We start from the raw sequence: 14,245 nt of genomic DNA on the forward strand, positions 1-14,245 counted from the left end.
GGGTGCTTGTCAAGGCACGCTTTCCCGCCTTGACAAGCACCCACCGCCCGTCAGCACAATCAAACTTCGGGGTGCCCCACGCACACCGGAGGGCGCAATGTCGCCCGCCAGGGCGACGAGCCGCCCACCCAACAGCGAGGTGGTAGGGCTATCCCCCGCCCCACCACCCCAGCCACCCCGGTACCGCCCACCCCCAAACCCAGGCAAACTCACCCAAGTGACCACCCACCCCCACCCCGCCCCGCGGCCCAGGAACCGCCCAGGTCACCCGCTCAACCCACGCCCCCTCTGGCCCGCCACCCCGCGCCAGGCCCTGTCCGAAGCCACCTGGATCGCCACCACCGGCGCCCTCCCCCTCCTCTCCGTAGTCCTCCTCCTCACCGGCACCGCCCTCGGCATCGCCCTCACCCCACTTCTCCTAGGCGTCCTGATCCTCGTAGGCGTCCTCCGCACCGCGCGCCTCTTCAGCGGCCTCCACCGCCGCCTGGCCGGAAAACTCCTCGGCCTCCGCCTCCCGCCCCCGCCGAGGACCGACCTCAAACCCGGCCTCGGAAATTGGCTCGCCGCCCGGCTCGGCGACCGGGCCGCCTGGCGATCCGTCGCCTATCTCCTGGTCCGGCTCCCCTTCGGCCTGGTGGCGATGCTCGGCTCCGGCGCACTCGGCCTCTACGGGCTGGCCTCGTTCAGCTATCCCCTTACTTGGTCCATGGAGTCCCGGCCGCACCACGGCCTGCCGGTCTTCAACATCGCAAGCGACCACTGGCTGGGCACCTTCGGCTGGGGTGCCTCCGGAGCCGTCGTCCTCGCCCTCTGGCCCGCGGTCGTGCACCTGCTCACCGGAGTCGACCGCCTCCTCCTCCGCACCCTGTCGACCGACCCGGGCCTGCGCGAACGCGTCCGCTTCCTCGAAGAAACCCGAGCCACCGCACTGGACGACGCGGCGGAGCAACTCCGCCGCATCGAACGCGACCTCCACGACGGCGCCCAAGCCCAGCTGGTCGCGATGGCCATGAAACTGGGCCTGGCCAAGGAAGAACTGGCCACCGACCCGGTCGACCTCGACCAGATCCGCACCCTGGTCGACGCCGCCCATCACAACGCCAAACAGGCCCTCACCGAACTCCGCGACCTGGCCCGCGGCATCCACCCCGCGGCACTGGACAAAGGACTCGGCCTGGCACTGTCCACTTTGGCCAGTTCGGCGGACTTCTCCGCGACAGTCTCCGTGGAATTGAGCCGCCGCCCACCGCCGTCGCTGGAGACAATCGTCTACTTCGCCGCCGCCGAACTCATGACCAACGCGTCCAAACACGGTGCCGGACGCTGCACAGTCCTGGTCGAAGACCGCGAAGACACCCTGCGGCTGACCGTAACCGACCACGGCCCCGGCGGCGCCGCGGTCATTCCCGGCGGCGGACTGGCCGGAATCGCCGAACGGTTGCGTCCAGCCGACGGCGAGCTGACCGTGTCGAGCCCGGCCGGCGGCCCGACCGTCGTCACCGCCGCGCTCCCGTTGCCCCGCTAAGCTCGGTGAAATGAGGGGGAAACCGTGCGGATCGTGATCGCGGAGGACTCGGCCATCCTGCGCCAAGGCTTGGCCGAACTGCTGGGCTTGCGCGGCCACGAGGTAGTCGCGGCGGTCAAGAACGCCGACGACCTGCGAAGCGCCGTTCGCGAGCACCGGCCCGATGTGTCCATTGTGGACATCAGAATGCCGCCGACGCACACCGACGAAGGCCTGCGCGCGGCGATCGACCTGCGCGCCGAGCGGCCCGGCTGCGCGATCCTGGTCTTCTCACAGTACGTCGAAACCAACTACGCCAAGCAACTCCTCGCCGGAGAAGCGGGCGCGGTCGGCTACCTGCTGAAGGACCGCGTCGCCGAGGTGTCGGACTTTCTCACCGCGCTCGAACGCGTCGCGGCCGGAGAGACGGTGCTCGATCCGGAAGTCGTCCGCCAGCTGTTCGCGACCACCGGGCAAGCCGGTCCGCTCGCCGAGCTGACGCCGCGCGAGCGGGAGATCCTCGGGCTGATGGCGCAGGGCCGGTCGAACTCGGCGATCGCGGCGGAGGCGTTCCTGTCCGCGGGCTCGGTCGAGAAGTACGTGACGAGCATTTTCGGCAAGCTGGGCCTGCCGCCGTCGGACGGGCACAACCGGCGCGTCCTCGCCGTGCTCCGCTATCTCGATTCCTGACGCCTACCCTGGCGGTATGTACTCCACCGAGATCGAGGTGCGCACCGGCAACACGGCGGTCGTGCACAACCTGACCCGGGAGGCCGAGAAGTTCCTGCGCGACGCCGACGCCACCGACGGCCTGCTGCACGTGTGGGTTCCGCACGCGACGGCCGGGCTCGCGGTGCTGGAAACCGGCGCGGGCAGCGACGACGACCTCCTCGCCGCGCTCGACGACCTGCTCCCCCGCGACAACCGCTGGCGCCACCAGCACGGCACCGGCGGGCACGGCCGCGACCACGTGCTCCCGGCGTTCCTCCCGCCGTACGCGACCGTGCCGGTGCTCGGCGGCGTGCTGCTGCTCGGCACCTGGCAGTCGCTCTGCCTGGTGGACACGAACGTCGACAACCCCGTCCGCCGGGTCCGCTTCAGCTACCTCACCGGCTGATCCCGCCGTAGCATCGCCGCTGTGACGGCCATTCGCGCGCACCGGCTGGTGCTCTGGGACATCGACCACACGCTCGTCGACTACCCCGGGCTGGGGATCGGCTGGTACGGCTCGGCGCTCGCCGCGGCGACCGGCGCGCAGTTCCGCACGCACCCGGACTTCGGCGGCCGGACCGAACGCGCGATCACCGCCGACGTCCTGCGGTTGCACGGCATCGAACCGGACGAGGAAACCATCCAGCGGATGTGGCGGGAGCTGATCGCCGCCGTCGAACGCGCCCGGGCGAGCCTGTCCGAGGAAGGACGGGCGCTCGACGGCGCGGCGGCCGTGCTCGCCGATTTCGCCGGGCGCGAAGGGGTCGTGCAGAGCCTGGTCACCGGCAACCTGCCGGAGATCTCGCGGCACAAGCTCGCCGCGCTCGGCCTGGACGAACATCTCGACCTGGAGATCGGCGGCTACGGTTCGCTTTCGCCGGACCGCGCGGATCTCGTTCCGCACGCCGTCAAAGCGGCGGAAACGAAGCATGGCACGGAATTTCCTGCTGAATCCGTAGTAATTCTCGGGGATACTCCGAACGACGTCGAGGCCGCGCTCGCCTACGGCGCGGTGGCCATCGGCGTCGCTACCGGCCGGTTTTCCGCGGCACAATTGTCCTCCGCCGGCGCGCACACCGTTTTGCCGGATCTCGCCGACCTTTCCGCGGTCCGCGCCGCGGTGCTCGGGACGCCCTGAGACGAGCGACCGGGGATCACTCGTTCGGGCGGCATTTTCCGTCAACCCCTGTTCCGGGTCGGATTCCCCTCGAATTGGCCGGTCGCCAGCCTCTTTCCGCTGGTGAGAACGTTGCCGTGCGCCCAGGATCAGTCTTCGGGCCAGGGTCGGGTCCCCCTGGGGTAGCAGTCCCTTAGGGGGAGAAGTAGGTCCGACGGCCGATGACCGCTTAAGATCGCCGCGCCAAACTTTCCCCATGACGATCGCACAGGGGGGAACCGGCCTCACGGCCGGAGAGGCACGCGGGCGGCTAGCGGTGCTGTGGCACCGGATTCCGTTCACGACGACTGTCGTGCTCGCCATCTTGATCGTAGGTGTCGCGACCGGTTCGCTCTGGCACGCCGCCGAGCACCAGCACGCTTTCCACTATTACGCTTACGGCCTTCCGTCGCTCGAGCACGGCCGCTGGTGGACGTTGTTCACCGGGCCGTTCTACGCCCTGCGCCCGTGGTTCTACCTGCCGATGGCGGGCAGTTTCGCACTGATGGCCGGATTCGCCGAATGGCATCTGGGCACCCGGCGCGCGATGGCGGTGACCATCGGCGGGCAATTGGTTTCGACGGTCGTCGCGGTGCAATTCCTCGAACTTTCCCGCCATTCCGGCTGGGCTTGGGCGGACCGGATCGCCGGCACGCTCGACGTCGGGTTCTCCGGCGGCGCGCTCGCCGCGATCGCGATCACCAGCGCGACCCTGCGCACGCCGTGGCGGCTGCGGCTGCGAGCCGGGCTGTGCGTGTACGCCGGGGTAGCGATCGTCTATGTCGGCACGCTCGCCGATCTCGTGCATTTCTTCGCGCTCGCCCTCGCGCTGCCGCTGGGCCGTCGGCTCGCCGGGCCCGCCGCGCGCAACGCCAACAAGCCTTCGTTGCGCGAATGGCGGCTGCTCGCATCGGCCGGACTGGTGCTGCTGGTCGTCGCCGAAGTGGTGATGTGGCTGGTCCCGGGCGACGGCCCGTTCGGCTCGTCGGACTCGATCTCGTTGTCCGGCAACGAACTTCTCCCGCTGTGCGTCGTCGCGGTGCCGATCCTCAACGGGCTGCGCCGCGGTTCGCGGTTCGCCTGGCGGTGCGCGATCGCGCTGTGCGTGCTCGCCGCGTCGCAGATGGCGGTGCTGGCCGGGGTCCTCGCGATCACGCAGCTCATCCGCGAGGACTACGACCTCAGCAGCCCGCCGCTGTTCATTGTGGACAATCTCTTGTGGACGGTCGAACTGGTGCTGCTGATCTCCGCGCGGCGGGCGTTCCGGGTGCCCTCGCGGCGCCGGCGGCGCAAGCTGTTCCGCGGCGGGCCGGACCCGGCCTTCGCCCGGCTTCTGCTGGGCCGCAACGGCGGCAGCACCATCTCGTGGATGACGACCTGGCCGCAGAACACCTACTTCGTCGCCTCCGACGGCGCGTCGTACCTGGCGTACCAGCGGCACGCGGGAGTCGCGGTGGCGCTCGGCGACCCGGTCGCGCCGGACGGAACGAGCGACCGCACGCTGCGCGAATTCTCCGCGATGTGCGAGAACACCGGCCTCGTGCCGTGCGTGTTCTCCGCGACCGCGGCGACCGTCGCGCGGACCAGGGAACTGGGCTGGCAGCACGTGCAGGTCGCCGAGGACACGTTGGTGGACCTGGAAAACCTCGAATTCCGCGGCAAGGCCTGGCAGGACGTGCGAACCGCGCTGAACCGCGCCAAGAAGGACGGCATCGAGTTCCGGCTGGTGCGGTTGGCCGAACAGCCGTGGTCGATCCGCGAGCAGGTGCGGGCGCTGTCCGAAGAATGGATCTGCGACAAGGGCCTGCCGGAAATGGGCTTCACGCTCGGCGGCGTGGACCAGGCGATGGACCCGGCGACGCGGGTCGGTCTCGCGGTCGACGCGGACGGCACGGTGCACGGCGTGACGTCGTGGCTGCCGGTGCACACCGGCGACGGCGAGGTCGGCGGCTGGACGCTCGACGTGATGCGCCGCCGCGCGCACGGATTCCGGCCGGTGATGGAGTTCCTGATCGCTTCGACCTGTCTGGCGTTCCGCGCGGAGGGCGCGAAGTTCGTGTCGCTCTCGGGCGCCCCGTTGGTCCGCAGCAACGACAGCACGCCGCGGCAGATGGTCGACCGGATGCTGGACGCGCTGGGCTCGATGATGGAGCCGTACTACGGATTCCGTTCCCTGCACGCGTTCAAAGCGAAGTTCCAGCCGCGGCACGAGCCGTTGTACCTCGCTTACCGCGACGAAGCCGATTTGCCGCGGATCGGGATCGCGCTCGGCCGCGCGTATCTGCCGAACGCCGGGCTGATGGACTTCGCGAAGCTCGCGCTGCGGCGTCAGCGCGTGGTCGGCGGTGGCGTGGTCGTGGACCGGTCCACGGCCGGAACCGCGCGATAACTGCGCAGAATCCGGACGAGGTCGTCCCGGGACGCGGAGCCCGGGCGGCCTTGTTCGGAGTACGCGACCAGCACCGCCGACTTTTCCCCGGCAGCGAGCGCGAGCGCACCGGCCAGCACGCTCCGCGGCTGGCACGGCGCGTTGCTCGGCGTCACCTCGGCGACCACGAGCGTGCCCTCGCGGGTTCCGTTCTCGATCTTGACCTGGGTCTTCTCCGGCGCGCCAGGCGTCACCTTCGCGGCCGGAGCGCCTTGCCCGGTGTACCCGCTGATGCCCAGGTCAGTGACCGCCTTGCGAGCCGCTTCCGCGGGGTCGTCGGTCTTCTCGGTGGTGAAACCCGCGCCGCCGATCTGGCCGACCGGATCTTCCTCGCAGCTGTGCCTGCCAAGGAACGCGCTGGTGGTGAGGTTGATCCCGGGCGATCCGGCGATCGGGTCCCAGCCGTGCAGCGTGGTCGGCGCGGGTTCCCAGGACGGCGGCACGTCGTAGGCGTAGCTGCCGTCTTTGCCCGCCACTGACTGCCATCCCGCGACCACCGGCGGGACGACGACGCGGGGGTCGGGCTGGTAGGTGTACGGGGCGCGCGGAGTGTCGTCCGTGCGGGCGGAACGGTGGCTGTTGGCGGAAAAGACGTTGTAGCCGAACACCCCGATCAGGATGACGATCGGGACCGCCTTGGCCAGGCGGAGGTTGACCTTGCCGGGCGGCCGCCGCTTGAGCTGTGCCGGGGTGAGCGTTTGCCGCATCGGGTCCGGCTGCGGCTCTGGTTCGGCCGCTCCCGGCGCCGGGTCGGTTTTCCCGTACCCGGCGCTCGGGAACTTCGGCGCGTCGGACGGCTCGTACCCGCCGAAGCCGCTCAGCGCGGCGTTGTCCCGGTACCCGCCGTCGTCGCGGCGTTTGCGGCCGAACCAGCCCACCGGCTTCAGCCGCGGACGAGCTTCGCGAGGTGGTCGACGACCGAGTCGACGGCGATTTCCTCGCGTTCGCCGGTGCGCCGGTCCTTGACCTCGACCTGGCCGTTCGCGAGGCCGCGGCCGACGACGAGGATCGTCGGGACGCCGACCAGCTCCGCGTCGGCGAACTTCACGCCCGGGGTGGCCTTGCGGTCGTCGAGGATGATTTCGAGACCGGCGGCGTCGAGTTCGGCGGCCAGCTTCTCCGCGCCCTCGCGCACCGTCTCGTCCTTGCCCGCGATGACCACGTGCACGTCGAACGGCGACACCTCGCGCGGCCACACGAGTCCCTGCCCGTCGTGGTTCTGCTCGGCGAGCACGGCGACCAGGCGGGAGACGCCGACGCCGTAGGAGCCCATGGTGATCCGGACCGGCTTGGAGTCCGGGCCGAGCGCGTCGACCTCGAAGGCGTCGGTGTACTTGCGGCCGAGCTGGAAGATGTGCCCGATCTCGATGCCGCGCGCGGCGACGAGCGTGCCGTGCCCGTCCGGGGAGGCGTCGCCCTCGCGGACCTCGGCGGCCTCGATGGTGCCGTCCGGGGTGAAGTCGCGGCCGACGACCAGGTCCAGCACGTGGTGGTCGCGCTGGTCGGCGCCGGTCAGCCAGGCCGTGCCCTCGACCACGCGCGGGTCTACGAGGTAGCGGACCCCGTTCTCCTGCAACGCCTTCGGGCCGATGTACCCCTTGACGAGGAACGGGTTCTTCGCGAAGTCGGCTTCCTCGAGCAGCTCCACCTCGGCGGGCTCGAGCGCCGCTTCGAGGCGCTTGAAGTCCACCTCGCGGTCGCCCGGGACGCCGATGCCGAGCAGCTCCCACTCCTTCGCACCCGGCTGGCGCGTCTTGACCAGGACGTTCTTCAGCGTGTCCGCCGCGGTGAACTCGCGGCCGAGCCCGGCGGCGTTGAAGAACGCGACGAGGGTCTCGATGGTCGGCGTGTTCGGGGTGTGGTGGACCTGCGCCTCGGGCAGGCCCTCGATCGGCCGCGCGGCGGGCGCGGGCGTGACGACGGCCTCGACGTTCGCCGCGTAGCCCGATTCGGTGCTGCGGACGAAGGTGTCCTCGCCGTTCTGCGCGACGGCCAGGAACTCCTCGGACGCCGATCCGCCCATCGCACCGGACGTGGCGGTCACGATGACGTACTCGATGCCGAGGCGGTCGAACAGCTTGATGTAGGCGTCGCGGTGGGCCTGGTAGGAGCGCTCTAGGCCTTCGTCGTCGAGGTCGAAGGAGTAGGAGTCCTTCATGACGAACTCGCGGCCGCGCAGGATGCCCGCGCGGGGACGCGCCTCGTCGCGGTACTTGGTCTGGATCTGGTACAGCGTGACCGGGAAGTCCTTGTAGGAGCTGTACTCCCCCTTGACGGTGAGCGCGAACAGTTCCTCGTGCGTCGGGCCGAGGAGGTAGTCGGCTCCCTTGCGGTCCTTCAGGCGGAAGAGGTTGTCGCCGTACTCGGTCCAGCGGTTGGTGGCCTCGTACGGTTCGCGGGGCAGCAGCGCGGGGAACTGGATCTCCTGCGCGCCGATCGCGTTCATCTCCTCGCGCACGACCTGCTCGACGCGGCGCAGCACCCGCAGGCCGAGCGGCAGCCACGAGTAACCACCCGGGGCGACCCGGCGGACGTAGCCGGCGCGCACCAGCAGCCGGTGGCTGGGTACCTCGGCGTCCGCCGGATCCTCGCGCAGCGTGCGGAGGAACAACGACGACATCCTGGTGATCACTGGGGACTCCCTGCGCTGAGCGGGTCTTAGACGTTTCGCACAGAGTAGTCAACCCCCTGGCCGCGACGCATGCGGGTTATCGGCGGGCGCCGTTTTTGTCGGTGCTCGCGGCTAGCGTGCCAGCATGGGTTTGGAGATGGGCATGATCACCGTCGACTGCGCCGAACCGCAGCGCCTGGCGGAGTTCTGGACAGCGGCGCTCGGCGTTCCGGTGACGGCCGACTACGGCGAGTTCGTGATGCTGGAGAGCCCCGCGCCGGGCGCGCCTCGGCTGGGGTTGCAGCGGGTGCCGGAGCCGCGGAGCGGGAAGAACCGCGTCCACCTCGACTTCCGAGCGGACGACCGGGAGGCGGAGGTCCGGCGTCTCGTCGAGCTGGGCGCGGTCGAGCTGGGGCGGCATTCGGCGCCCGGGCTGGAGTGGACGGTGATGGAGGACCCGGAGGGGAACGTGTTCTGCGTGGCGGCGAAGGAGGCGCATTGAGGACGTGGCGGGGTGCCGGGCCAGGTCGCTGAACGGTGCCGAGCCGAGATGGGGCTTGTGCTGGACGGCGTCGGGACCGCTCAGGTGCGCGAGGACGCCGGGCTGAGGCGGGCCGACGGTTGAGCGAGTGCGGCTGACCCGGGCCGCGCCGGAGCCTGCGGCCAGGTGCGGGCGCGGCTGTCCCGCAGGGGGAGTGCGGTCGCGGGTCCGGCGGGCAGGGCTGTTCGGCCTGCTCGGCGGGGTCTGCTCGCCGACCCGCGGGCCGCACAGTCCGCGGTGCACGGGTACCGCAGACGCAGCTGTCGGCGAGCGCAGCAGGCACGCCTGGTCACCAGCTCCCCGAGCGGCGGCCACGCCCGCAGGCGGAGCCCAACCTGCGCAGCGGCCTGCGCCGTGCCGGTCAGCTGAGCGGCGACGATCCGCGTCCCACCGGTCCAGCTGAGCCGCAACGGTCCGCGCCCGCCGGTCAGCGCAGCAGCAACGATCCGCGCCCGCCGGTCAGCGCAGCGGCAGCACGTACCCGTAATTCCGCTCAGCCGTCCGGTACCCGCACCGCTCGTACACCGCGAGCGCGCGATGGGTGTTGTCCACGTCCACCGACAGCGACGACCGCTCGAAGCCAGCCGCGCGGCCGGCTTCGAGGGTGTGCGCCAGCAGCGCCGACGCCAGGCCTCGCCCGCGGGCCTCCGTCCGGGTGCCGACGTAGTTGACGTGCAGTTCCCGCACCCCGGTCGCCGCCGCGTCCGCTTCGTAGAACGACGACATCACGAACGCCACCACCCGGTCGCGTTCCGGGGAAAGGAGGAGGAACGACAGGTCCGGCTGGAAGTCCTTGTTGCCGCGGAACCGGTGCTCCCACTGGCTGGCGGAGAGCCACGTGCTGCCCCAGTGGCCGGCGAACGCGGCGTTGCGCGCGTCGAGGACCAGCGCGTCGTAACGCTGCTCGCAGGCGACCAGCGGCAGGTCGTCCGGAAGCGGCGGGGCTGGTGGCAGCGAGGCCAGGTCCGCGCGCATCTCCACGAAGGTGCGCGCCTGCTTGAACCCGGCGCGTTCGAGGAGCGAGAGGTACCAGAGCTCGTTCTCGTGCGCGCCGGCGTGGAGTTCGAGTTTCGCGTCCGGGAAGTGCTGAGCGTGGACGCTCCGAGCCGTGCGCACGAGCCACTCGGTCAACGCCGAAGCGACCTCGTCCGTCCGGTAGCCCGGGTCGGTCAGCGACGCCACGTGCGGCTGGTGCACCGGCTCGGCGGCGTCGCGCGGGATCACCAGGGCGTAGCTCACCAGACGCGAGCCGTCCCAGGCGCCGATGCTCGCGCCGGGCAGGTCGACCGACGGGCCGGACATTTCCTGGCGCACGTCGCCCTCGTCCCAGTGCTCGCCAGTGCGGTCGGTCTCCTCCGCGACCGCGCACAGCCGAGTGACGGCCTCGACGTCGGCGAGCGTGAGAGGGCGCCACGTGAGTTCCATGCGGGCCAGAGTAAGGAGCGGCACACGGCCGCCGCACCTGGATTACGCGGCAGTTACGCTCCGGGGGTGCTGGTGCTGCTCCCCCCTTCAGAAACCAAGGCCGACGGCGGCAAAGGCGCGCCGCTGAACCTGGACGCCCTGTCGTTCCCAGAATTGAACCCAGTGCGCGCCAAACTGGCCGACGCCCTCGTGGAACTCGCGGCTGACGTCCCCGCGAGCCTCGCCGCACTGGGCATCTCCGCACGCCAGGCGGACGAGGTCGCCCGCAACGCCCAGCTCTGGACGTCTCCGACGATGCCCGCGCTGCGCCGCTACACCGGCGTCCTCTACGACGCGCTCGACCTCAAGAGCTTCACCCGCGCCGGACTGGCCAAAGCGCAACAACGGCTGGCCGTAACGTCCTCGCTGTTCGGCGTCGTCGCCGCAACCGACCCGATCCCCGCCTACCGCCTCTCCGGCGGCAACACGGTCCCGGCCCTGGGCACCGTACGAGGCCTGTGGAAACCGGTCCTGGAACCCGTACTGCGCGACGTCGAAGGCCTGCTCGTAGACCTCCGCTCCGGCACCTACGCCGCTTTCGCGAAGCTGCGCCCCGACGCAGTCACGGTCCGCGTAGTAACCGAAGACGCCAACGGAAACCGCACCACCGTCAGCCACTTCAACAAGGCCTACAAAGGCAGGCTGGCCGCAGTACTGGCCACCTCGCGAAGCGAACCGTCCACTGTGGACCAACTAGTCCGCGTAATCACAAAAGCAGGCCTAACCGTAGAACGCACAGGCGACCACGCACTAGAACTACTCACCGACTAACCCAAGCAGCACCACAAAAAACCGCAACCGCCGCACCCAACGATCGAGGCACCCAGCCCCCGCCCCGCAGCCGCCGCACCCACCCATCGAGGCACCCAGCCCCCGCCCTGCACCCCGATACGAAGCCTCCCTGCGGGCGGTGGGTGTTTGTCAAGGCACGCTTTCCCGCCTTGACAAGCGCCCACCGCCCGTCAGCACACTCGGGCTTCGGGGTGCCCCACGCCAGCGACGAGGCGCAATGTCGCCCGCCAGGGCGACGAGCCGCCCCGCCGACAGCAGCCACTACGCAAACCGCCCCGGACCACACCCAGCCAGCAACTCCCCAGGCACATCCACCCCCAACACCAACTCCGCCACCAGCTTCCCGGCCACCGGCCCCAACGTAAGCCCAGACGGCCCGAACCCAGTGGCCAAATACAACCCAGCCGCCACCTGCCCCAGCAACGGCAGCCCGTCCGGCGAAGCGGGCCGAAACCCGACCCGGGTCTCCACCAGCCCCGCCTCCCCAAGCCCCGGCGCGACCCCCAACGCCTGCTCCAGAACTTCCCGCTGCCCAGCCGCGGTCACCCGATGGTCGAACCCGGCTCCGCTCTCCCGAGTGGCCCCAGCCACCACCCGCCCGCCAGCGAACGCCAGCAGGTAATGGCTGCTCCGCGGCAACACCACCGGCCAAGCCCCGGTATCCGCCCCCGGCAAGTCGAAATGACTGATCTGCCCCCGCTGCGGCGAAACCGGCACCGGTACGCCCAGCGCCTCCGCCACCTGCCCGGACCAGGCCCCAGCAGCGAGCACCACCGCGTCCCCGGTCAGTTCTTCCGCCCCGGCGCGCACCCGCAACCCAGGCGCCAGCGAAGCCTCCGCGGTCACGAACTCGACCCCTCGGTCGATCGCCGCGGAAATCAGCGCTCGACGCAAAACCTGCCCGTCAACCCGGCCGGCCCCGGACAGATGCACCCCAGCCAGCTCAGGTGCCAGCGGCGGAAACAACTCCCGGGCCTGCCCAGCATCGAGCCGCTCGACCGCCCCGGCCTCCGGCGCATCCGCCACCCGCTGAACAAGCCGGTCGTAAGCCGCGGTCAGCTCCTCCTCGAGAGCGGACACGACCATCCCGCCGACCACCTCGTACGACGAGTCGTGCCCAGCCTCGCTCAACTCCGCCGCCAGAACCGGGTAATACCGCCCAGCGGCAGCCGCGAGCGGATAAACCGCGTCGTCCCAAGTGGACGTCCAAGGGCTGACGATGCCGGCCCCCGCATCAGTCGCGGCCCCGGCCCGATCCGCGTCCACCACGACGACGTCCGCCCCATGCAGCGCCAGATGGTAAGCCGTCGAAGCCCCGCCGATCCCGCTGCCGATCACGATCACGCGCATGTCTTCACCTTGCCTGCCCGTCGCCGAAACGTCGACCGAGCACCGCCATCGCCGCGTTGTGCCCGGGAATCCCGCTCACCCCGCCCCCGCGAGCCGCGCCGGCCCCGCACAGCAACACCCGCTCGTGCCTGGTCTCGACGCCCCACGTCCCCGCCGTCTCGTCGTCGCCGTAGGGCCACGACAGGTCGCGGTGGAAGATGTGCCCCCGCGGCAGTCCCAGCTCCGCCTCCAGGTCCAGCGGCGTTTTGGCTTCAATACACGGTTTCCCGTCGCCGTCCGGCAGGAGGCAGTCCTCGATCGGCTCCGCGAGCACCCTGTCCAGCGACGCCATGGTTGCCCGCAAAGCTTCTGCCCGCGCGCCGTCGTTGTCCGCTTCGAACAGCCGGGCTGGCATGTGCAGGCCGAACAACGTCAGTGTCTGCACGCCCGCCGCCCGCTCCGCCGGGCCCAGAATCGAGGGGTCGGTCAGCGAATGGCAGTAGATCTCGCATGGCGGCAAAGCCGGGAGGCGGCCGTCGGCCGCCTCCCGGTAGGCAGTTTCGAGCTGGGCAAATGATTCGTTGACGTGGAAGGTCCCGCCGAACGCGTCGCGCGGGTCGACCGCGGTGTCCCGCAGCCGAGGAAGCCGGCGCAGCACCATGTTCACCTTCAGCTGCGCGCCTTCGGGCGTCTCCGAAGACTCTTCGCCGAGCAGCCGGGCGAGTGTGCGCGGCGCGACATTCGCCAGCACGTGCCCGCCGACCACCACGCGTTCCGTATCGCCTTCGCGGTAAAGAACTTCACCGTCCGGGGTCACGGACAACACCTCGGCACCGGTGACCAGCGTCGCTCCAGCGCGCCGGGCCGCATCCGCGAGCGCACCGGTGACCGCGCCCATTCCGCCGACCGGGACGTCCCAGTCGCCAGTCCCGTTGCCGATGAGGTGGTAGAGCAGGCAACGGTTCTGCCGCAGTTGTTCGTCGTCCGCGGAGGCGAAAGTGCCGATCAGCGCGTCGGTGAGCACGACTCCGCGCACGACGTCGTCCTCGAACAGCTCGCGCAGCGTTTCCCGGCCGGACACTCGAAAAACGTCGCCCACGCCTCGTCGTCGCCGATCCGTCGCCGCAGCTCAGCGCTCGTCGGCAGCGGCTCGGTCAGGGAGCGGAAAGTCGCTTCCGCCACTCGTGCCGCCGAGGCGTAGAATCGGTGCCACGCCTGATAGTCCTTTGTGGACCCGCTGACCGCGCGAAACGACGCACCCGTCCGCTCCTCGTCGCCCGTGTCGACAAGGAGACCTGTCTCGCCGGCCGGGGTGTACGACGACATCCGCCGCCTCCGCAGCTGGAGATCCAGGCCCAGCTCGGCCGCGATCCGCTTGGGCAGCAGGCTGACCAGGTACGAATAGCGCGAGAGCCGGACGTCCACCCCGGGGAAAGCGCGGAACGACACCGCCGCGCCGCCGATCTCCGCTCGCCGTTCCAGCACCAGCACCGACTGCCCGGCCCGCGCCAGATAGGCAGCGGCGACGAGTCCGTTGTGCCCGCCGCCCACGATCACCGCGTCGTAGTCCACCGCCGCGAGCCTAATGCTTGACCCGGAGCGCACTCCAGGTCTTAGCGTCGGCGGCGACAAGATCCGGCGCAGAAGGAATCTGAATGATCGTGTCAAGCCGCCGTGACAGTGGGTTGTGGCGCGGTCGGAGTGAATGT

Annotated in this window: 11 protein-coding genes and 1 pseudogene; 7 read left to right on the top strand and 5 right to left on the bottom strand. The window is 70.4% G+C overall.

The window, feature by feature from the left end:
- Positions 1-217: 217 nt before the first annotated feature.
- From L942_RS30065 to L942_RS30085, 5 genes are all read left to right on the top strand, one after another.
- The gene (locus tag L942_RS30065) at positions 218-1,525 is read left to right on the top strand and encodes a sensor histidine kinase (RefSeq protein WP_051166352.1); all 1,308 of its coding nucleotides are present in this window, start codon (positions 218-220) and stop codon (positions 1,523-1,525) included.
- A gap of 24 nt (positions 1,526-1,549) precedes the next feature.
- On the top strand, positions 1,550-2,194 hold the full coding sequence (locus L942_RS30070) for a response regulator transcription factor (protein ID WP_037367090.1): 645 nt from the start codon (positions 1,550-1,552) through the stop codon (positions 2,192-2,194).
- A 16-nt stretch (positions 2,195-2,210) separates the two neighbouring features.
- The gene (locus L942_RS30075; protein WP_037367091.1) at positions 2,211-2,621 is read left to right on the top strand and encodes a YjbQ family protein; all 411 of its coding nucleotides are present in this window, start codon (positions 2,211-2,213) and stop codon (positions 2,619-2,621) included.
- Positions 2,622-2,651: 30 nt separating this feature from the next.
- Positions 2,652-3,353, top strand: coding sequence for a haloacid dehalogenase-like hydrolase (locus L942_RS30080; RefSeq protein WP_037367100.1), 702 nt, complete (start codon positions 2,652-2,654; stop codon positions 3,351-3,353).
- A 235-nt stretch (positions 3,354-3,588) separates the two neighbouring features.
- On the top strand, positions 3,589-5,760 hold the full coding sequence (locus L942_RS30085) for a bifunctional lysylphosphatidylglycerol flippase/synthetase MprF (RefSeq protein ID WP_106965087.1): 2,172 nt from the start codon (positions 3,589-3,591) through the stop codon (positions 5,758-5,760).
- Here L942_RS30085 and L942_RS30090 read toward each other — a convergent pair.
- A complete protein-coding gene (locus L942_RS30090) occupies positions 5,700-6,677 on the bottom strand; it encodes a hypothetical protein (RefSeq protein WP_037367093.1) in 978 nt (325 codons plus the stop codon). The genes L942_RS30085 and L942_RS30090 overlap by 61 nt on opposite strands.
- Before the next feature lie 5 nt (positions 6,678-6,682).
- Positions 6,683-8,431: a proline--tRNA ligase gene (locus L942_RS30095; protein ID WP_037367094.1), complete on the bottom strand. Its 1,749-nt coding sequence runs from the start codon at positions 8,429-8,431 to the stop codon at positions 6,683-6,685.
- Positions 8,432-8,555: 124 nt separating this feature from the next.
- Between L942_RS30095 and L942_RS30100 the strand changes: the two genes are divergently transcribed.
- Positions 8,556-8,912 (top strand): VOC family protein, encoded by a 357-nt coding sequence (locus L942_RS30100; RefSeq protein ID WP_037367095.1) that lies wholly within the window; start codon positions 8,556-8,558, stop codon positions 8,910-8,912.
- Between the two features lie 498 nt (positions 8,913-9,410).
- Here the strand turns inward: L942_RS30100 and L942_RS30105 are convergent, their stop codons facing one another.
- On the bottom strand, positions 9,411-10,376 hold the full coding sequence (locus L942_RS30105) for a GNAT family N-acetyltransferase (RefSeq protein ID WP_037367096.1): 966 nt from the start codon (positions 10,374-10,376) through the stop codon (positions 9,411-9,413).
- 66 nt (positions 10,377-10,442) lie between these two features.
- Between L942_RS30105 and yaaA the strand changes: the two genes are divergently transcribed.
- Positions 10,443-11,186 carry a peroxide stress protein YaaA gene (gene yaaA, locus L942_RS30110; RefSeq protein WP_037367097.1) on the top strand — a complete coding sequence of 248 codons (744 nt, stop codon included), beginning with the start codon at positions 10,443-10,445 and terminating at the stop codon, positions 11,184-11,186.
- 282 nt (positions 11,187-11,468) lie between these two features.
- Here the strand turns inward: yaaA and L942_RS30115 are convergent, their stop codons facing one another.
- Positions 11,469-12,557 (bottom strand): NAD(P)/FAD-dependent oxidoreductase, encoded by a 1,089-nt coding sequence (locus L942_RS30115; RefSeq protein ID WP_037367098.1) that lies wholly within the window; start codon positions 12,555-12,557, stop codon positions 11,469-11,471.
- 4 nt (positions 12,558-12,561) lie between these two features.
- A pseudogene (locus L942_RS30120) lies at positions 12,562-14,108 on the bottom strand (phytoene desaturase family protein).
- Positions 14,109-14,245 lie beyond the last annotated feature (137 nt).

Origin of the sequence: Amycolatopsis orientalis DSM 43388 (genome assembly GCF_000411975.1) — a bacterium.
Lineage (GTDB): Bacteria > Actinomycetota > Actinomycetes > Mycobacteriales > Pseudonocardiaceae > Amycolatopsis > Amycolatopsis orientalis_D.

Excerpts from the sequence above, each read along its gene's own strand:
- L942_RS30075 (WP_037367091.1), top strand. The coding sequence starts at position 2,211 with ATGTACTCCACCGAGATCGAGGTGCGCACCGGCAACACGGCGGTCGTG.
- L942_RS30085 (WP_106965087.1), top strand. The coding sequence starts at position 3,589 with ATGACGATCGCACAGGGGGGAACCGGCCTCACGGCCGGAGAGGCACGC.
- L942_RS30100 (WP_037367095.1), top strand. The coding sequence starts at position 8,556 with ATGGGTTTGGAGATGGGCATGATCACCGTCGACTGCGCCGAACCGCAG.
- L942_RS30105 (WP_037367096.1), bottom strand. The coding sequence starts at position 10,376 with ATGGAACTCACGTGGCGCCCTCTCACGCTCGCCGACGTCGAGGCCGTC.
- L942_RS30115 (WP_037367098.1), bottom strand. The coding sequence starts at position 12,557 with ATGCGCGTGATCGTGATCGGCAGCGGGATCGGCGGGGCTTCGACGGCT.